The 20398-nt window shown below is 58.6% G+C and carries 10 protein-coding genes and 1 pseudogene; 8 read left to right on the top strand and 3 right to left on the bottom strand.

From position 1 onward, the window contains the following. Positions 1–33: 33 nt before the first annotated feature. Both GSVR_RS07885 and GSVR_RS07880 read right to left on the bottom strand, forming a co-directional pair. Positions 34–888, bottom strand: coding sequence for an IS3 family transposase (locus tag GSVR_RS07885; RefSeq protein ID WP_203978876.1), 855 nt, complete (start codon positions 886–888; stop codon positions 34–36). Continuing rightward, positions 885–1184 (bottom strand): transposase, encoded by a 300-nt coding sequence (locus GSVR_RS07880; protein WP_173202482.1) that lies wholly within the window; start codon positions 1182–1184, stop codon positions 885–887. Before GSVR_RS07880 ends, GSVR_RS07885 begins: the two co-directional genes overlap by 4 nt. Before the next feature lie 378 nt (positions 1185–1562). Here GSVR_RS07880 and GSVR_RS07875 point away from each other — a divergent pair, with 378 nt between their 5' ends. The 8 genes and pseudogenes from GSVR_RS07875 to GSVR_RS22015 all read left to right on the top strand — a co-directional run. Further along, positions 1563–1802 (top strand): hypothetical protein, encoded by a 240-nt coding sequence (locus tag GSVR_RS07875; protein ID WP_173197459.1) that lies wholly within the window; start codon positions 1563–1565, stop codon positions 1800–1802. A gap of 273 nt (positions 1803–2075) precedes the next feature. Then, entirely contained in the window at positions 2076–2825 is a 750-nt protein-coding gene (locus GSVR_RS07870) for a cytochrome c3 family protein (protein ID WP_173197457.1), read from the top strand. A 107-nt stretch (positions 2826–2932) separates the two neighbouring features. Beyond that, the gene (locus GSVR_RS07865; protein ID WP_173197455.1) at positions 2933–5818 is read left to right on the top strand and encodes a hypothetical protein; all 2886 of its coding nucleotides are present in this window, start codon (positions 2933–2935) and stop codon (positions 5816–5818) included. A gap of 286 nt (positions 5819–6104) precedes the next feature. After that, positions 6105–7007 (top strand): hypothetical protein, encoded by a 903-nt coding sequence (locus GSVR_RS07860; RefSeq protein ID WP_173197453.1) that lies wholly within the window; start codon positions 6105–6107, stop codon positions 7005–7007. Positions 7008–7132: 125 nt separating this feature from the next. Then, positions 7133–9592, top strand: coding sequence for a cytochrome c3 family protein (locus GSVR_RS07855; RefSeq protein ID WP_173197451.1), 2460 nt, complete (start codon positions 7133–7135; stop codon positions 9590–9592). Between the two features lie 110 nt (positions 9593–9702). Beyond that, the gene (locus tag GSVR_RS07850) at positions 9703–10101 is read left to right on the top strand and encodes a hypothetical protein (protein ID WP_173197449.1); all 399 of its coding nucleotides are present in this window, start codon (positions 9703–9705) and stop codon (positions 10099–10101) included. Between the two features lie 52 nt (positions 10102–10153). After that, positions 10154–17020 carry an MBG domain-containing protein gene (locus GSVR_RS07845; protein ID WP_173197447.1) on the top strand — a complete coding sequence of 2289 codons (6867 nt, stop codon included), beginning with the start codon at positions 10154–10156 and terminating at the stop codon, positions 17018–17020. 441 nt (positions 17021–17461) lie between these two features. After that, positions 17462–17581: pseudogene (locus GSVR_RS22015) on the top strand (transposase); the annotation flags it as partial. Between the two features lie 229 nt (positions 17582–17810). On the opposite strand, the gene GSVR_RS07835 reads toward GSVR_RS22015, so the two are convergent. Further along, the gene (locus tag GSVR_RS07835) at positions 17811–19985 is read right to left on the bottom strand and encodes a CARDB domain-containing protein (RefSeq protein ID WP_173197445.1); all 2175 of its coding nucleotides are present in this window, start codon (positions 19983–19985) and stop codon (positions 17811–17813) included. Positions 19986–20398 lie beyond the last annotated feature (413 nt).

The raw sequence follows: 20398 nt of genomic DNA, 5'->3' as shown, positions 1-20398 counted from the left end.
CCTGTCTTCGCAATAGAGGACACACTCAAAATTCTATGCTGCCATCTTTAGCTCCTGCTGCTCAAACTGTTCAGGAGTGAGATAGCCAATCGCAGAGTGAATCCTCTTGCGGTTGTAGAAACCTTCGATGTAACGAAATATCCGGCTCTGTGCTTCTTGCCGGGTCGTGAAGGAGCAGTGGTAAATCAGTTCTCTCTTCAATGTGGAGAAAAAGGTCTCCGTAATTGCATTGTCATAGCAGCATCCGGTTCCGCTCATGCTTTGGATGCCAGCTGCTTTCCCGACCACGGCACGAAACCGTTTGCTGCAATATTGCGAACCACGATCCGTGTGAAAGATGAATCCTGGTGACGGCCGACGCCTGACTATCGCATTGGTAAGGGCAGCTATAACAAGATCATCCGTCATGCGTTTGTTCATGCTCCAGCCCACGATCCGGCGGGAGAATACATCGAGGACCACTGCCAAGTACAGCCAGCCCTGGACCGTTTCAATGTACGTTATGTCGCCGGTCCAGAGCCGATTGGGAGCGTCAGCGGAGAATTGACGCTTCACCAGATTGTCCGCTACAGGACGCTTGTGATCTGAATTCGTTGTAACCTTGAACTTCCGCGTCGTCTTGACTTTAAGGCCGTTTTCTCGCATCAGGCGCCAGATGCGGTTTTTACCGACGCGCCGCCCTAACTGCCGTAGGTTATGGGTAATCCGTTTCGCGCCATATGTTTTGTCGCTCTCTTCGAAGGCTGATTTGATCGTTGGCAACAACGCCTGGTCTTCGCGCTGCCGATTCGTTACTCGGCCGGCCGCATGGGCGTAGTACCAACTCCGAGTCACTCCCAGAACTCGGCACATCTCCTTCACTCCGAATTCGGAGCGGTGCTCGGTTATGAACCCGAATAACGATGCGGATCCGTTGAGAAGATGGCCACAGCTTTTTTTAGGATTTCACGCTCCCGACGGAGTTGCTCGTTCTCTTTGCGGAGTTGCTTAAGCTCTGCTTCGGCAGATATTTGACTGGCTATAGCCGGATCCTGCTGGTCACGGTGTTTCCGGATCCATCCTTTTAAGACTCCATGCGTGATCCCGAGACTGCTTTCAACTTCGCGAATGGTGCGGTTGTCTTCCAAAACCAGCTTCACCGCTTCAGCTTTAAACTCGGCATCGTATTTTCGGTTCATTCTCATGACACACCCTCCTGGTCCGTTAGGATATAAGGTGTGTCCTCAAATGTGAAGATAGCTCAACTTAACCTCGGCCTGCCTCTCCCCGGTCTCACCGTCTAAACACCGGGTTGTTCCCAAAACGTAACATCGAGCGTTCTTCCTCCCCTCCGGCTCACGTTGTCTGCCCCTCTCATCGATACCGTCCTATCGCCGTTTTTGTTCCCATTTCGTAACACCGGAAACCACTTTTCAGCTTCCCCCCACGCTGCTTCGCCTGTAACGCCCCTCATCTCCCCCATCAAAAGCAGGCTCGAACATGATGGCATCATTAGTGCTCTTTAAGCACATCTCCTGCCCTGTTCGATTGCGGGCAGGCTCATCACATGCTCGGAGGGGGCCATGGCCAAGAAGAAACTGGTGCACAAAGGGCACATGAACCACGAAGGCCAGACATACCAAGTCCTTGTCTATGAATGCACGAACGGGCGGATGTTTGCCGAAACGCCACTCGGCATAGACGACATCATCATCAATGACGGCTCTTCCCTGGAAGAGGTGCTGGAAAAGCACAACAACCTTCTTCCGCTGGCAATAACCTCCCGCAGGATCCGCAGAAAGACCCTGGGAATGGGATGGTAGCCTCCGGGATCAGCCACTGGGGACCATGGCGTGATAGCACCGACATGTTCCCAATTCGTAACATCGATCGGATCAGTCACTGGCTTCATTGCAGGATATCGACTGCGCGAATGAGTGGTTGCGAAAGCGTTGCTTCAAAAATGGCACGGCCATTGCTTTAATAAAAATTAATTATTTTTTTAAAATTAAACGAAAGGAGGAGGCAGGACGTTTTCAGGCAGGAAGTATCAGTCACTCAGGCAGCAAAACAACAATACAAAGGAGAAGACAAACATGAAAAGCAAAATTCTCGCAGCAATCTTCCTCGCTTCTTTTGCCGCCGGAGCCGCAATTGCCGGTACCGCCCCCGGGACAGGTGTTGTCGGCTCGGCCCATGACATGAATACTATCACCGGCCTCACCAAGGATGCCCAGGGCCGCGTCTGCGCCTTCTGCCACACGCCTCACCACGCCATGCCCGACCCGACCAACAACGAACAACAGCCGCTCTGGTCCCACCAGTACACTCAGTACATAAACAACTGGATTCCCTATCAGTCCCCCACGCTCCAAGCCAACATCGAAGATCCCCTCAAGGGACCAAGCCGTCTCTGCATGAGCTGCCACGACGGCGTGGTCGCTGCTGACCAGCACTATGGCAGCGTCGGCGGCAACACCAACGCACGTCTCCAGAGCGACAGCTGGAATGGTGCAGCCATCGGCAAGGCAACCAGCGGCAGTGCCGACTTCAGCAATGACCATCCGATCGGATTCAACTACAACGAAGCCCAGGCTGCCGACATCGGCGGCGGACTCTTCCCCGCTCTGGGCCGCACCTTCAAGAGCAACAACAACAACTCCACCCTGACGGTCAAGGACGTGCTGCTCAATGGCGAAACCATGACCTGCGCAACCTGCCACGACGTCCACAACAAAGACAACGCCACCAACTCCCAGGGTGGTCTGAACTATTTCGTTTACTCCGACCAGGCCGGTTCTTCGCTCTGTCTGACCTGCCATGCCAAAGGCAGCGAGACCCCCTAATCGTCACCATGCATTTCCAGGGGTTCCGGACACGGCCTGATTCGGAGCGTGCTCCGGACACCCTCGGGGTCACACCAATTTAAACAAAATATGTGAAAGGAGTGCCAATGTTTAAGAAATCCCTTATGGTCATGACTACGCTGCTCGCGCTGCCGGCCTTTGCCAATGCCTGGTCCGTGAACGCGAAGACATCCACCACCGGCCAGGGCACCATCACCCCCTCCGGAACCCAGACCTATGTGGCTGGACAGGACAGCGGCGAGTATGCTGTCAGCCCGGCGGTGGGATATACGATATCCCGCGTCACTCTGGACGGACTCCAGGCCGCGCCCAACGGCAACGGCAAGTATGTTGCCCCCTATGATGCCGCCAAATCCACCCGCTACATGGTGGCCTATTTCGCCACCAAGACCGTCAACATCACAACCTCAGCCACCGGCAGCGGTGCAGTCCGCGAGGATACCTTCGAGTCGCTGACCAACGTCCCGGCGGGATCGGCCCGCCAGATCGTGATCCTGCCCAATCCCGGCTATCAAATCTCCGCATTCGATCCGGCTGACGGCACCGTGACCGACAACCCGCTCGGATTCGCGCCCGGTTCGAAACTGGTTTCTTTTACCAACCTGCAGGCAAACAAGACAGTATCGGCTACCTTCTCGCTGATTCCGGTCTTTGACGTGTCCGCAGGCAGCAACGTAACGCTCAATGCCCCCGGCGCCGCCTATGCCGTCAACCTGGTCGGCTCCGCCACCAGCAACCAGGGTTCCATCGCCTATACCTGGAGCAACAACAGCGGCACCGCTCTGATCTTCGGCACCCCCAACGCTTCCAGCACCACCGTGTATGCCAATGCTGCCGGTACCTACACCGCCAAGCTTTCGGCAGTCTCCAACGGTGTGACCCAAACCGCTACCGCCACGGTTACGGTTCTTGACGGCAAGACTTTCTATCTGAACCAGTGCACCAGCTGCCACAGCCAGAACAACCCCAACCTGGTGGCCGACTACACCGCCGGCGCCCACGGCACCGCCTCAGGCCACACCACCGGCACCTGCCAGCGCTGCCACGCCACGGACGGCGCAATTGCCGGCGCAGCTGCCGGCTGGACCGGCAGCCAACCAGTACTCGTCGCCAATCAGACGGCTGTCTGGAACCCGGTTCAACCGACCGTGTCGGCAGCCGGCGTCGGCTGTATCGTCTGCCACGACTCCCACAACGGCCTGCGCCCGGTCAATACCTACGTATCCGGCGCAAAAGTTGCCTGGGACCCCAACGCAAACGGCAAAGTCGATCAATATGACGTCTGCACCTCCTGCCACACGCTGACCGACAGCACCGGCGCCCTGGTAGGCAACTACCATGACGGCAGCGTCGTAAATTACGCACGTACCATCTCAGACAGCCATTACGACAACCCGACCACCACTGCCATCATCGAAGGCTATGTCGTTCGTACCAAGTCCGACACCCCCTGCGCCGATTGCCACAACCTTCACCAGGCCAATGTGGACATCCAGGATGAATGGGCCACATCGGGTCATGCCGGCAAAATTGCAACACAGAAGGACACCGCCGGAACAGGCCTTTCCGGTGCTGCTGCCATCACTGCCCGCAAGGCTGCCGGCGTTGACGAAACCAGCGGCGCCGCCTGGGTGCACTACAACTGGGATCAGACTCAGGGTACCGGCAACCGCGCCACCTGCGAGAAGTGCCACACCTCCACCGGCGCAGCAAACTACATGAACGACCCGGCCAACTACAACCCGGCCAACAACGACTTCTCCCACCTCTCCGGTTGGACCCCGACCGCCGGTTCGCCGCAGAACGAACTGCTTTACTGCTGGGGCTGCCACAGTGACAGCCAGACTGGCGCCATGCGCAATCCCGGCGCAGTCGTTGCCGATTATAAATTCAACGGCGCACCTGCTGTCTATCCGAACGTCGGTGCAACCAACGTCTGCATCACCTGCCATGACGGCCAGGCCAGCGGCAACTCCATCACCGACCTGACCGCCGCCGGCAACAACTTCACCAACGTAAGCTTCGTCAACTCGCACTACATGGCAGCCGCCGGCCTGACCTACGCCAAGATCGGCTACACCAACTTCGTACCGGCACAGACACAGGTCGCCGGCACGACCGGTACCGGCATCGTTTCCTACGGCCAGACAATGACCTCCGATGCCGACACTACCAAGGACATCACCGGCGCCACCGTGGCCGGCAAGCTCACCAGCACCCATCGCAATCTTGGGACAGTTAAAATGAATGGCGACTCTCATAACCCAGCCTTCTTCGTCGCTGGCAACCTCGATTCCGATGGTCCCTGCGTCACCTGCCACTATGCCGGAACCATCAAGGTACAGGTAGCAGGCGGACCGGCTCCCGTAACAGCCAAGGATCACACTCTGGAAATGGGTCAGGCACAGTTGACCAACGTTTGCGGTCAGTGCCACGCTTCTGAGGCTGCCGACGTTGCCGGGCTTCAGAATTTCATCGAAGAGCAGGCCGTTGGATTCCAGAATTCCCTGGCGCTGGCTCTCAGCTTGCTGCAGTCCAAGTATCACATCACCTACGACCAGTCGGTCTACCCGTATTTCTATGATCAGGATGCCTCCAACGGTGCAGTGAAGAACTGGACCCGCCCGGTAGCCCTCGGAGCTAATGCGCTCTCCGCCGCCAATGCCGAGAAGCTGATGGGTGCCTGCTTCAACATCAACCTGCTGAAGCGTGATCCGGCTGCTTACGTACACGCCCGTTCGTATGCTCGCCGCCTGCTCTATGACACGATCGACTTCCTTGATGACAATATCATCAACCAGTCGGCCGGTACGACTGCCATCGCTACAGATCCGGCCCATTTCGGCAAGGGTGCAACTGCTTACACCGACAGCACTCTGAAAACCCTCGCCGCAGGTACGACCGACAGCATGGTCTACCTCCTCGGCTGGAGCCGTACCACCGGTGCCTGGAATGCTTACGAGCGCCCGTAACATGACGCTCTGACATCTGTGCAATTTCAATGCAGAACATGCCCCGTCTCGCAAGAGACGGGGCTTTATTGACCCTGCCGGCTGTTTCAGAACGCGGAAATACCATCCGCACATAATCGGCACGTTCCGCGAGGCAGCATGCCTCGATCTGCAATACTTGCGCGACAGACATCCACCATCTTCCCGCCTATTTTGCAGACCCCTGTGTTTCCAGGCCGACAGCCCGCCTCAGTAACGAAGAGAACGACCAACCGGTAGCATTCAACCTAAAAAGTGGGAGATGAGCATGAAAAAGATAGCGGCCTGGTTCGTGATGCTGCTTTTGAGCGCCTGCGGCATGGGAGGGAGCACCGGCACCGGCAGCACCGCCAGCAGCGCTTCCGGGGTCCCGAACTCAACAGGGAAGGTTGAAATCACCATCAGGGAAAATACGGCCAAGAGTGTTGCTGCAGCACCGGCAGCAACCAGGGTACGCCTGGTCATCACCAATCCCAACCTGAACATCAACGGCGCACCGTTCAAATACATCATCGATGGCACCCCACCGGCCGGAAACAAGATCACTGGGCTCAAATTTCCGATCGCCAACGGGTATGCCTTCGACTTGATAACCTATGTGCCTCTTCCGGTCGGAACCACTGCAACAACCGTGAACAGGATGCTGAAATACGCCAGGGTCAGCAATGTGAACGTCAGCGCAACCGACACCAGTATCGACCTGAACCTGGACACGATCACAGCCGGCTTCAACTTCCCGACCGAGACCGTCTATTCCGGGGCCACACTCGATGCCATCAACGCCGATCTGCAAAAGCCTACTCCTTTGCAGGTGGCTTGGAACCTCTTCCTGAAAACCGACGCCACCCAGGTCAGTTCCGCGCTGCACGCCACCAGCGGGCAATCGGCCGCCCATATCTCCGTCAAGGTTCCCAATGTCCTGAAAGTCGGAACGTTGTATGGCCAAGGAGAGTTCTACATTAACAGCGCTCTGCTTGATACCACAGGAACCCTCACTATCTATGAGCCCACTACCCTGGACAGTGTACCTCACTCGGCTGAGAAAAATACGAGCTGGACGTTCAATTATCCCAATCCCGATTTCGGCGACAGTATCGATCTGGTCAAGGTACCTCTGGATGTTTTTGGTGGGGTCAGCGTGAATATTCCCACCGCCAGGGAAGTGCCTTGAAAGCCTCCGCCATGCAGGCCGTCAGCCATGAGCAGTGATATCCAGGAGGGAGCGTTAGTGCTGCAGAAGCGCAGTATCGGGGTCTTTTTCTCGAAGGTACCAATAACGCATTGAAAGGAGCTCACATGATCAGAAAGCTGTTCCTCATCCTGGCCATGCTGTTGGCAATACCCGCCTTTGCAAATGCTTGGTACGTGAATTCGAAAACATCGCCGCTCACCGGACAGGGCACCATCAGTCCGGCCGGCACCCAGACCTATGCAGCCGGCTCCGACAGCGGCGAGTACACCGTATCGCCAGCAACGGGATATAAGATCTCGCGCGTGACCCTGGACGGCCTGGCCATCAGTGCCAACGCGAACGGCAAGTATGTCGCACCGTACGATCCCGCCAAGACTACGCGTTACATCGTGGCCTATTTTACCGCCAGTACCGTATCCATCACGACCAGCGTGACCGGGAGCGGCGCGATCCGCGAAGATACCAACGAGTCTCTTACCAACATTCCGGTCGGCTCAAACCGGCAGCTCCTGGTCCAGCCGAATCCGGGGTATATGATTTCAGCGCTGACGGCACCCGGGGCCACCAGCATCACCACCAATACGGATGGCAGCAAGATCGTCATCTTCAACAACCTGCAGGCCAACCAGTCCGTATCGGCCACCTTTTCACCGGCAGCGATGGTCACGGCCAATGCCGGCGCGGATGTCACCGCCAATGGCGCCGGTGCTGAGTATGCCACGACCCTCTATGGCTCAGCCACCAGCAACCAGGGCAGCATCAGCTATGCCTGGACCGGCACCGGCCTGAGCTTCGGAACCCCCAATGCCGCCGTAACCACCGTCTTTGCTGCGATCCCCGGCACCTACACGGCAACCCTCACGGTTACCTCGGGGGGGATCGTGCGTCAGGACAGCGCCATCGTGACCGTTTTCGACCATACCCAATACCTGGAGAACCTCTGTACCGGCTGCCATTCGCTGAACACTCCCCAGGTGGTCTCTGCCTATGACGACTCAGACCACAAGGCAAACCACATCAGCTGTCAGTCCTGCCATACCGACACGCCGCACAACGACCTGCAGCCGGCCTGCGCCGCCTGCCACACTCCCGGCAATTCGTACGGCCTCCCCTGGCCGCCGGCGGGACTGTCGTTCCACACCGCCTATTCCACCACCAACCAGTGCATGGGATGCCACGATGTACATAACCCGGGAATAATCACCGGAATGCCCTATCCCCACTTCAGCAGCTTCAGCACGGCCCAGTACGTCACCACCAACATCACCTGCGACAATTGCCATGCTTCGAAAACAGACAGCGACTTCCATATTTACCCGGCCAACGGGGAGTGGGCGCAGAGCGGCAAGGCCAATCCGAAATCGCCGTCATGGACCGCCTACGACTTCAAGACCCGCGGCACACCGGGGCCCGCCACTCCGGCAAATTCCACCGGTGACGACTGCGTAAGGTGCCATACCACAACCGGATACATCAACTTCATGACCTCCGGCTACACCGACATCAAGCCGTGGGGAACCTCCGGCCTCGCCCCCGGCGGCGACCGCACCAGGGAGATGATTGCCTGCAACGCCTGTCACAATACCCCTTTCGATGCGGATTACAGCACGCGAGGCTTTGTAAGGGATCAGTTTGGCGACGTTGCAACCTGGGGACCACTGCCTCCGCCATCCGGATACTACAACTATTCCTCGCCGGCCACCGGAAAGATCCTGATCAAGAGGGATCTCCCCCAATCGCTCGGCAAGTCCAATATCTGCGTGGCGTGTCACACGGGCAGGGCAGCCGGTGTCACCATCAAGGCTGCGGCTCTGGCAACTCCCGGCGGTCAGGGAACGGGAGCCTTCTGGCAGAACGTCACCTTCATCAACCCGCATTACATGGGTGCAGCGGGTGTTATGTATCGCCTCACGGGATACACCTACCGCACCGGTGCAAGCGACTACAGCAATCCGGGTGCATACAACCATAACGGCATCGGGGACGGCGAAACCGGCAACTGCATCATCTGCCACATGAGCTCACCCGAGAAGCACTCCTACTCACCGGTCACCAAGGATGCAAACGGCGTCATCAACGCCATTACCTCTGCACGGTGCAACGACTGCCATGCCGGCGGTCTGCACCCGATACCGGACGGTGCGGCGCTGGAAGCATTCCGCCAGGGCTACGAGGCTTCCCTGCAGGCAGTAGCCGAACTCCTGGCAGCCAAAGGCATTTACTTCAACCGGGATGCCTACCCTTACTTCTTCACGGCTCCGAACCCGTCCCAGCAATCGTTTGCCACCCGCACCGTGAACTGGGATGCCGGTGCCCCGACCTTCAAGGGGGCCGACATGATGGGCGCGGCCTTCAACCTCAAACTGCTGCAGGCCGATGCGGGATCGTGGGCCCACAACAGCTTCTACACCAAGCGATTGCTGTACGACACCGTCGATTTTCTTGATGACGGCAACCCGAACAACAGCAGCGTGCAGACCACGATTCAGAACATGCCGCTTACCGCCACATTTACACAGGATTTAAAAGACAAGGCACTGCAATACATTGGGGTACGTCCATAAAAGGCAGGAGAAAGAATACCGGTCTCACATGAGAAGGGCTCTCCTGCGGCATTCAGCCGCAGGAGAGCGACGCACCGCCCGAGGGGAGACCGATCGACAAGGAGACAGGTATGAGAGGATTCGTACTTTGGGGCACCCTGCTGACCTGCGGTGCCGCTCCGGCCTATGCCGGTCACGGGACCATCCGGGAGACTGAAACGCAGATCATAGTCGAATACTACGGCGACGCCTCCGACAAATACGATGCCCAACCGGCATCGTCGCCGGATCAGCCGGCCCAATCGCCGGTCCAGCCGCCTGCCGTCCCCCTGCAGACCGTTGCGGTTGCACAGCCCCCGGCACAGACAGACGCGGAGAGGGCGGTCGCACGGCCGCAGCAGGCCGAGCCGGCCCAGCCGAGCCAGCGAGCGATCCAACGGGAACAAGCGCTGGAACTGCGCCGGAAACAGCAGGCGGAGAGAATGGCGCGCCGGCTGCGCCAGCCAGGCAGCGGAGAAGACGACGAGTAAACGCAACCACCGCAACCATTCCATGTAATCCGGATATCCCAAGGAGGGAAAGATGAACAGGCTCATCGTACGGCTGTTTTTCGTCCTGTTGTTCACCATGGTAATGACCGGCGCCGGCTTTTCTCCCGCCCGTGGCGCCGACCAGCCAGCCACCGCTTCCCTGATCGTCAAAACGGCAAGCGGACTTTCCGGCGTGGAACAGGCGATGATCATCGACCGGAACGGAGGCAGCGAGGTGTCCTCCATGCCGGCACTGCGTCTGCACGTTGTAACGGTCCCGCTGGCCAGCCTGCCTCTGGTCCTGCAGAATTACCAGTCTGATCCCCAGGTGGAACGGGTCGAGCAGAACAGGACCAGAAAAGCGGAAGGCATTCCTGGCGATCTCCATTACGGGGTCCAGTGGGCGCTGCCCAAAATCGGATATGACAAGGTTTTCGGCACCATAACGGCTAAAGGTTCAGCCAGGGTGGCACTGCTCGACACCGGCATCGATGCTTCCCACCCCGACCTGCTCGGCACGGTGGTTGCCGGCACCTCGATGCTGGACGGTTCCCAGGGCCTGGCCGATCCCAACGGACACGGCACCGCCATGGCCGGGATCATTGCAGCCCTGACCGACAACGGCAGCGGCATTGCCGGCATTGCGTACCAGGGGGTCACCATCATGCCGGTGACCGTGCTGGATTCCGGCGCCAACGGCGATGACGGCGCCATCATCGCGGGTATCGTCTGGGCAGCCGATAACGGCGCCGATGTCATTGTCATGGGTTTCAGCAACCCCGGCTTCAGTCAGAACCTTCAGGACGCCGTGGATTATGCCTGGTCGAAAGGAGCGGTCCTGGTGGCAGCAGCCGGCAATGACAGCCTCGCCGCCCCCACCTTCCCCGCCGGCGACAGGGGGGTCATCGGAGTTTCCGCCACCGATGCGAACGACCTCCTGGCCCCCTTCAGCAATTACGGCCAGGATGTGTTCCTGGCCGCCCCGGGTACCGACATCTATACCACCGGCCTGAACGGTTCCTATGCATACGTCAGCGGCACATCCACCTCATCGGCCATCGTCGGCGGTGTGGCCGCCTTCATGAAAGCAGCCGATCCCACGCTCACCAACGGCGTCATCGTCGGGCGCCTGGCGAAATCGGCCGATGCCGTGGGGGCTTCCGGTGATGCCGACAACACCGCGATGTTCGGCAACGGCCGCATCAACATGGCCAACGCCCTTGCCGATACCTCGACCGAACCGGTCCAGCCGGCCGGCGCGGCACCTGTCGGCAGCGGCGGGCCGTACCTGGGACCGTACACTGCCGCGGACAGCAATACCCAGCCATACAGAATCACCGTCGGCATACAGAACGGTACTCTCAGATACGGGACCGTGGACAGCGCGAATTACACCACCTCGATCACCACCGTGGGCAATGGCAGCCAGACCGTCGGACTGTCGGTCACCGGCTTGCCCGCCGGTGCCATGGTCCTGTTTTACCCCAACTGGTTCAACCTCAAATACACCCAGGATACCGTTTTAACGATCGTCACCATGCCGACGACCCCTGCCGGGAGCTTCACCTTTACGGTGCGCAACAGTGTCAATGCCGTTACCGGCACCGGCACGCTGACGATCGACAGGCCCGCGGCAACCCTGACCCTGGGTAATCTGACCCAGACTTACTCGGGCACCCCCCTGAGCCCGACCGTTGCCACCAATCCCGACAACCTCGGCATCACCTGGACCAACGCACCGCAGACCAATGCCGGCATCTATCAAGTGACAGCCACGATCAACGATCCCAACTACCAGGGAAGCGCCAGCGGCAGCTTCACCATCGCCAAGGCCAATCAATCCATTACCGTGACTGCTCCGGCACCGGTGAATGCCACCGCGAACACCACCTTCACCGTGGCGGCAACAGCCGCCTCCGGCCTGCCGGTAACCTACGGCAGCGGTTCCCCGGAGGTGTGCACCAACATCGGTCCGCAATTCACCATGGTAAGCGGCAGCGGCGCCTGCATCGTGCTGTACGACCAGGCGGGCAACGGCAACTATAATCCGGCCAGCCAGGTGACAAGCACCACCACTGCCCAAAAAGCCGTGGCAACAGTCACCCTGGCCGGTCTTTCGGCCATCTACGACGGCACTGCCAAGGCCGTTTCAGCCGGAACGACCCCGGCGGGCCTGAATGTCGCCATAACCTATAACGGCTCTGCCACGCTCCCCACCACTGCCGGCAGCTATGCCGTGTCAGCGGCCATCGCCGACGCCAGGTACCAGGGAAGCGCCACCGACACCCTGACCATCGCCAAGGCCAGCCATACCGTCACCTGGGACAATCCTGCCGATATCCTTTACGGAACCGCCCTGGGAGCAGCACAGCTCAATGCAGCCGCCCCCCTGCCGGGCAGCTTCGAGTACACCCCGGCGGCCGGGGCCGTACTGAATGCCGGCAGCGGCCAGACCCTTTCGGTTACCTTTACACCGGCTGACGCGGCCAATTACACTACGGCCACCAAGACCGTGACCCTCAATGTTCTCAAGGCGACACCGGTCATTACCTGGGCCACCCCCGCCGATGCGACCTATGGTACGGCTCTGGGAGCCGTCCAGCTTAACGCCGCCGCCACCGTGGCCGGCAGCTTCGCCTATACGCCGGCTGCCGGCACCGTGCTGGGCGCAGGCAATGCCCAGACCCTGTCGGTGGCCTTCACGCCGGCCGACACGCTCAATTACAACAGCGCAACCAAAACCGTAGCGATCAACGTCCTCAAGGCACTGCCGACAGTTTCCTGGAATAATCCCGTTGACATCGGCTACGGCACGCCGCTGGGGGCAGCTCAGCTCACTGCCGTTGCCACGGTGCCCGGCAGCTTCACCTACACGCCGGCGGCCGGCGCCATGCTGAACGCAGGCAACGGCCAGACCCTGTCCGCGACCTTCATGCCGGCCGATAGTACCAATTACGGTACTGCCACCGCCAACGCAACGATCAACGTGCTCAAGGGAGCCCCTGCCATCACCTGGGCCAACCCGGCCGACATTACCTATGGCGCGACACTGGGGGCAGCACAGCTCAACGCCGTTGCCACGGTGCCCGGCAGCTTCGCCTATACGCCGGCTGCCGGCACCATGCCAAAGGCCGGCAGCGGCCAGAGCCTGTCAGTGATTTTCACGCCGGCCGACACCGCCAATTACGATACGGCCACTGCCACCGTGACGATCACTGTCCTCAAGGGGACCCCCGCCATCACCTGGGCCAACCCGGCAGATATCACCTATGGCGCGACACTGGGGGCTTTACAGCTCAACGCCGCTGCCCCCGCGCCCGGCAGCTTCGCCTATACGCCGGCTGCCGGCACCGTACCGAACACCGGCAATGGCCAGTCCCTGTCCGTCACCTTCACACCGGAAGACCCGGCCAACTACGGCAGCGTTACCAAGGCCGTTACGATCAATGTCCTCAAGGCGGCACCGGTCATCACCTGGAGCAATCCCGCCGACATCAGCTATGGAGCGACTCTGGGAGCTGCCCAGCTTAATGCCGCCTCAATAGTGGCCGGCAGCTTCGTCTACCAGCCTGCCGCAGGAACCGTGCTGGGCGCAGGCAACAGCCAGACCATCTCGGCGACCTTCACGCCGACCGACTCCTCCAACTACACCACAGCCACCAAGTCCGTCACGATCAGCGTCATCAAGGCCACTCCCAGCGTCACCGCATGGCCGGTTGCCGGTACTGTGGGTTATGGCCAGACGCTTGCGACAGCCGCGCTCAGCGGCGGATCGGCGTCGGTTGCGGGCAGCTTCGCTTTCACGACGCCTTCGGTCACGCCCGAGCCGGGCGTCTACAGTGCAGGAGTGATCTTTACCCCGACCGATGCCGCAAACTACGCCACCGTTACCGGCAGCGTTAACGTCACAGTACTGGGCCCCTGTGCAACTCCCGGAAACATCAGCGTTCCTGCCACGAACAGCACGGGCACGATCACTGCCAGTTGGGGTGCCAGCAGTACCGGTGGAGCAGTCTATATCCTGGAGTACAGCCTGAATGGCGGCGCCTGGACCCAGGCTTACAACGGAACGGCAACCAGTACCGCTGTTACCGTTTCCACCGATGGGGCATATATCTTCCGGGTCAAGGCCACCAAGGCGGGATATGCCGACAGCACTGCCAAGACCTCGGCTGCCTGTGCGGTAACCCTGGTCTGCGGCGCCTCGGCTACGATCACCGTGCCGGCCGCCAACAGTACCGGGAATGTCGCCATAAACTGGAGCAGCAGCAACGTCAGCGGCGTTACCTACATCCTTGAGTACAGCACCGACGGCTCAACCTGGACTCAGGCTTACAGCGGCACGCTCAACAGCACCACCGTCAGCGGACTCGCCAACGGCACCTATACCTTCCGGGTCAAGGCCACCAAGGCAGGGTATGCCGACAGTGCGATCAAGGTTTCGGGGAATTGCGTGGTATCGCTCGCCTGCGGCGCCTCGGCCACCATCACCGTTCCGGCAACCAGCAGCACCGGCAATATCGGCATAAACTGGAGCAGCAGCAACGTCAGCGGCGTTACCTACATTCTCGAGTACAGCACCGACGGTGCAACCTGGATCCAGGCCTACAGCGGCACAGTCAACAGCACTACCATCGGCGGACTCGCCAACGGCGCCTACACCTTCCGGGTCAAGGCCACCAAATCAGGGTATGCCGACAGTCCTGCCAAGACTTCCGAAACCTGCCTGGTCACCCTGACGTGCGGCACACCGGCCACCATCTCGGTTTCGGCCACCAACACCACCGGCAGCATCGCCATAACCTGGAGCAGCAGCACTATCGGCGGCGTTACCTATATCCTCGACTACAGCACGGACGGCGCCAACTGGACCTCGGCCTACAGCGGGACAACCAACAGCACCACTATTACGGTGCCGGGCAACGGGACCTACACCTTCCGGGTCAAGGCGGTCAAGGAAGGGTATGCCGACAGCGCCGCCAGGGTCTCCGGCAGTTGTGCGGTAACGCTGGTCTGCGGCGCTCCCGCCTCCCTCAACGTACCCTCCGCAAACAACACCGGAACCGTCGCCGTAACCTGGTCCGGCAGCACTCTTTCCGGGGCGGGTTACACGCTCGAGTACAGCAGCGACGGCAGCACCTGGATTCAGGCCTACAGCGGAACCGCCACCGGCACCAGCATCGCCGGCCTTGCCAACGGCACCTATACCTTCCGGGTCAAGGCGACCAAGGCGGACTTCCCCGACAGCGCCTACACGACATCCGGCCCCTGTGCGGTGACGCTCGCCTGCGGCCCCTCGGCCACCATTACCGTACCTGCCGCTAACAGCACCGGCAGTATCAACGTAAGCTGGGGCAGCAGCGACGTCAGCGGCGCCACCTATCTGCTCGAGTACAGCATGGACGGCGGCGCCTGGAGCCCGGCCTACACCGGGCCGGCCACCAACGCCATCATTAACGGGCTCACCAACGGAACTTATCTGTTCCGGGTCAGGGCATCCAAGGCCGGCTATGCCGACAGCGCCGCCAAGGTCTCCGGAAATTGCGTGGTAACGCTGCTGTGCGGCGCTCCCGATTCCATCAGCGTGCCCGCCGTCAACAGCACCGGCAGCATCACCGTGAACTGGGGCAGCAGCACCATCAGCGGCGTCACCTACATTCTGGAGTACAGCACGAATGGCGGAGCCTGGCTCCCGGCCTACAGCGGCACATCCATCAGCACCGTATTCAATGCCCCTGCCGACGGAATCTATCTCTTCCGGGTCAAGGCAATCAAAGCCGGCTTTCCCGACAGCAGCTATACCAGCTCCGGCAGTTGCACAGTGACGCTGGTTTGCGGCGCACCCGCCTCCATCAGCGCTCCCGCTGCCAACAGCAGCGGCAGCATCTTCGTAAGCTGGGGCAACAGCACCGTCAGCGGCGTCACCTACGTCGTGGAATACAGTGCAGACGGCGGCGCCTGGACACCGGCCTACAGCGGGCCATCCACCAGTGCTACCATTGCGGTGCCGATCAACGGAACCTATACGTTCCGGGTCAAGGCCACCAAGGCCGGCTTCCCGGACAGCGCCTTTACCACCTCCGGTTCCTGCGCGGTCACGCTGGTCTGCGGCGCCCCGGCCTCCATCAGCGCTCCTGTTGCCAACAGCACCGGCAACATCTACCTGAGCTGGGGCAACAGTACCGTCAGCGGCGCCACCTACATCGTTGAATACAGCGCCGATGGCGGCGCCTGGACCCAGGCCTACAGCGGACCGTCCACCAGCGCCACCATCGCCGCCCTGGCCAGCGGCTCCTATGTGTTTCGGGTGCGGGCAACCAAGGCCGCCTTTGCGGACAGCGGCAACACCCTCTCCGGCACCTGTGCGGTAGCACTGGTCTGCGGCACGCCCGATTCCATCAATGCCCCCGCCGCCAACAGCACCGGCAGCATCTACCTGAACTGGGGCAACAGCACTGTCAGCGGCGCAACCTATGTTATCGAGTACAGCGCCGATGGCGGCGCCTGGACCCGGGCCTACAGCGGGCCATCCACCAGCGCCACCATCACCGTCCCGGTCAGCGGCTCCTATGTGTTCCGGGTCAGGGCAACCAAACCGGCTTTTGCGGACAGCGCCAGCACGGTCTCCGGCAGTTGCACGGTAGCGCTTGCCTGCGGAATGCCGGACTCCATTTCCGCTCCGGCCGCCAACGGCCCGGGCAGCATTTTCATAAGCTGGGGCAACAGCACTGTCAGCGGCGTGACCTACATCCTGGAGTACAGCCTGAACGGTGGCGAGTGGACCCCGGCTTACGGCGGCCGTTCCACCAGCACCACCATTACCGGCCTGGCTCCAGGCACCTACACCTTCCGGGTGAAGGCAACCAGGACCGACTATGACGACAGCACCTATAAGACTTCCATGCTTCTGACGATCTGAAACAGGAATGGAGGCTCATGGGACAGGAGGCTTTGTGAGCGGAGACGGGGTGAAAGGCTTCACGGGTTCGGCTATCGGAAGTTCTGTCATACGGCCTGAATCCGTGAAGCATGGAAGCCGGAGTGAGCGTCATGCCAGGGCTCGATCGTCGCCGGCTCAGTTTCATCCCGGCAGCATTGCCCCACCGGCAAAGAAATGCTTATCATGCGGAAATGTACGAGCAAGAGGCATGGATAGTGAGTGCAGGCTGGAAGGCTTTGCGGATTCAGCTATCGGTGAGTTCTGCTACACAGCCTGAATCCGTGAAGCATAGAAGCCGGAGCGAGCGTCATGCCGGGGCTTGATCGTCGCCGGTTCCATTTTTTAGCGGCACGTCCCAATTCCACCAGAATATTTATCCGCCACATCTGGCAGAACCATAAAGACCGGATCAACGAACATCGCGATACGGAACAGGGTAAAGCGATCTACCGGAGACGAAAAGAAACTGTCGAGCGGAGCTTTGTCGATTCCAAACAACTCCATGATCATCGATATGCGCGACTGCGGGGTATCAGCAAGGCTTTGAGCAATGCCTGGGACGATTTGTTGCGCTTTGAAGCTGTTGCAGCAGAGTTGGCAGCCATGGGAGTTCTATAAAAGACCGTGCCAAGAAGCTGGTGGCGATAATATCAAGGTTCAAAGAAACAAGCCTTGAACACTGCAACACGCATAAAATTGACAACCCCGCCTGAGAAGACGGGGTTGCCAATGGTCTGGGGCGGCCTTTTGGCCGCACCGCTCCCGTCAATTAGGGAATGACAACTTGATTGCCTACAAGCGTATTGTTTAGCGGATTATCCTCATAAATCGTATCCGATGGTTTTACAATAATTCCAATATAATACGGGCCATGAAGCGAACCAGAGACGGGGGTTGTTCCGGAAATTACGTGTTCTTCGCCGCCATCAAGAACAAGGTATTGCCCCGCCTTTACCGTAATATCTCCCTCTTCGATGACTTGATCCTGAGAAAGTTTAAAGGAGTAATTTGTCGCCGCCATTGAGCCATTGCCATTATTTTTGATGGTTGCCGAATATTGTAACTGTCCGTTAACGAATGTCCCTTCGACTGATGTAACGACCAAATCATTGTAAATGTATTGGGTAGCTGTGCTGCTCAAAGCATTATTTGTTTCATCCGATTCTTTGACCAGATTATTGCTGGTGGGTAATGGATTGCTGTCCACAATTGCACCTATATAATAATGCCCCACAGGTAGACGTACAGGAATTACTATTGTCCCCGTGAGCGTCTTGCTTGCCCCTGCTGCCAAGCCGTATACGGCCGGAGTTACGTTAAAGCGGCTGTCAGATGTTGTGATCACGTCGTCAGTAGAAAGATAGATTGTAACGTAAAAAGTCTTGTTGGTAGCTAGGTTGCCTTGATTCTTTACTGTAATCGAATATGTGAGGGCTCCACCGCTTACCGTTCCTGATGCACTTGTAACGACTAAATCAGTTCCCTGAATAGTTATCGGACTCGTGCTACAGTTATTGTTTTCATTGGGCCCTTCCATCACTTCCATTAGATAATCGGCGCACGCTTTGAACTCGTAATTACCGGGCGGGATCGATGGAATTGTGACCTGCAAGGTACCCGGTGCGGTTGCGCCTGACGCAAGTGCCCCTATTGCCTGCTCACCAAGGAGGTAGGACGCACCAGTGGATTCGTTATGAAGGAACAATCCAAGTTTGGACGGAGCCGCAGTCCCTTCCCCCTGATTTGCAACGGTCACAGACACTGGCACGACGGCCCCTATCTCAGCGGAGGATGGTCCGCTGACGTTGGAAACAACGAGGTCGGCGTAGAATATAAATTCCAGTCTCACCTCATGCAGTACCGGTGTACCGGACCCATCGGAAATTAACTTCCCCTGGATCTCCACAGCAGGGGAATAGGGAACATTGAGATCAACGGTCGTCTCCGAGCCACCTGCTACGGTGACATACCAACTGTTGGCCGTACCGTCTGGCCCTACATACGTGGCATTGTCGAGGGACTGGATATCCTGCGCCGTTCGAACCTGGAACTGGATGTCCTGGTGTGGCCCGAGAGGGTCGTGATTCCATGACAGACGCAGGGCATCGGCTCCGGTGATTCCTTTTGCCGGAGCATACACCCGCAACCCGACCTTTCCGGGGTCTTGCCCGCCAAGGAGGTTCAGTGCCGGGTCGATTTCGAAGTTTTTGACCACCTGATCCGTGGCACCATCTAGTATAGTAACTGACTGATTAACCATACTCGTCAGATAGATCTTTCCGGTGGCGGAATCGAAGGAAGCGGTCGTGGCCCCTGCTGCTACCGGCACGGTAGCGAGAAGAGAGTCGGAAACTCCATCAAGAATCGAAACGGTCTGATCGCCGGTATTGGCGATGTAGACCTTGTTGTTTATCGGGTTGTAGGCTGCGGCATAGGCGCCGTTGCCGACGATGGGGCTTGTGAGGGTATAGACGCCGGGTGGCTCGGAGTTGAGGTCTATCACTGAGACCTTGTTCTCGTTGTACTGTCCCACGTACAGCTTGTTGCCTGCAGAGTTGTAGATGACGCCTGCCGGCCGCGCCTGAAGGGGTATCATTCCGATCATTGTATTCGTTGCGGCATCGATGACGGCAATAGAGGTGCGATCAACTCCAGTGGTATAGATCTTGTTATGCGAGGTACCATACGTAATGGTCGCGGTGGTGACAAAGTCTTTTGTGACACCGATCTTGATGTCACCAGGAGTTGTCGCTGTATCGATATTTACGCGAGTGGTTGGCGTACCGGTGGTTACAGCATTGGTTTCAAAATCTGCCTGTTCTGTCCACTGAACCGATAATGCCCATACGGCACGTCCCGTTCCACTCAACCCCACTGTTGCACAGATAATCAACGTTATCCTCAAAAGGTACTGCAGAATTCCGAGAGAAGCTAAACGGATCATTCTTATTCCCTCCTTGGTTGGATTCAGAAAATGTTTGGACTTTCATTGCCGGGAAGCTTGCTTACAATGCGGATGTGCAGGGGATTTTGCACTTTTTCTTATCTGGGCTCACCTCCTCTCTCTGAACATGATTTAGGATGCCCACGCTGAAGCCGTCCTTTAGAAATTGAAAATCTGCTTCAACGAAACCTGTTCGGATGTCTGCTGTTTTCAGTCTCTTGGTGAGTCAGCCGAATAAGACAGTAAAGATAAAGGCCATTAAGAATAGAATTTTCCAAACTTTGAACAAAGCGCATGGGAAAGGGATCTCATCTCTACTACAGGTTCAAAACCACAGGCATGTGACAGATTCACCTCTCCCTATTACTTCAGCGTCCTGGAGTAAACAGCTTTACAACATAAGTCTCTGGTAT

Source organism: Geobacter sp. SVR (assembly GCF_016865365.1).
Taxonomy (GTDB): domain Bacteria; phylum Desulfobacterota; class Desulfuromonadia; order Geobacterales; family Pseudopelobacteraceae; genus Pelotalea.
The sequence above is the reverse complement of the archived record's forward strand: the minus strand, read 5'-3'. Positions and strand labels throughout refer to the sequence as shown.

Bases quoted from the DNA above. Each gene is read 5' to 3' on its own strand.
- GSVR_RS07855 (WP_173197451.1), top strand. From the start codon at position 7,133: ATGATCAGAAAGCTGTTCCTCATCCTGGCCATGCTGTTGGCAATACCC.
- GSVR_RS07870 (WP_173197457.1), top strand. From the start codon at position 2,076: ATGAAAAGCAAAATTCTCGCAGCAATCTTCCTCGCTTCTTTTGCCGCC.
- GSVR_RS07845 (WP_173197447.1), top strand. From the start codon at position 10,154: ATGAACAGGCTCATCGTACGGCTGTTTTTCGTCCTGTTGTTCACCATG.
- GSVR_RS07850 (WP_173197449.1), top strand. From the start codon at position 9,703: ATGAGAGGATTCGTACTTTGGGGCACCCTGCTGACCTGCGGTGCCGCT.
- GSVR_RS07865 (WP_173197455.1), top strand. From the start codon at position 2,933: ATGTTTAAGAAATCCCTTATGGTCATGACTACGCTGCTCGCGCTGCCG.
- GSVR_RS07835 (WP_173197445.1), bottom strand. From the start codon at position 19,985: ATGATCCGTTTAGCTTCTCTCGGAATTCTGCAGTACCTTTTGAGGATA.
- GSVR_RS07875 (WP_173197459.1), top strand. From the start codon at position 1,563: ATGGCCAAGAAGAAACTGGTGCACAAAGGGCACATGAACCACGAAGGC.
- GSVR_RS07880 (WP_173202482.1), bottom strand. From the start codon at position 1,184: ATGAGAATGAACCGAAAATACGATGCCGAGTTTAAAGCTGAAGCGGTG.
- GSVR_RS07860 (WP_173197453.1), top strand. From the start codon at position 6,105: ATGAAAAAGATAGCGGCCTGGTTCGTGATGCTGCTTTTGAGCGCCTGC.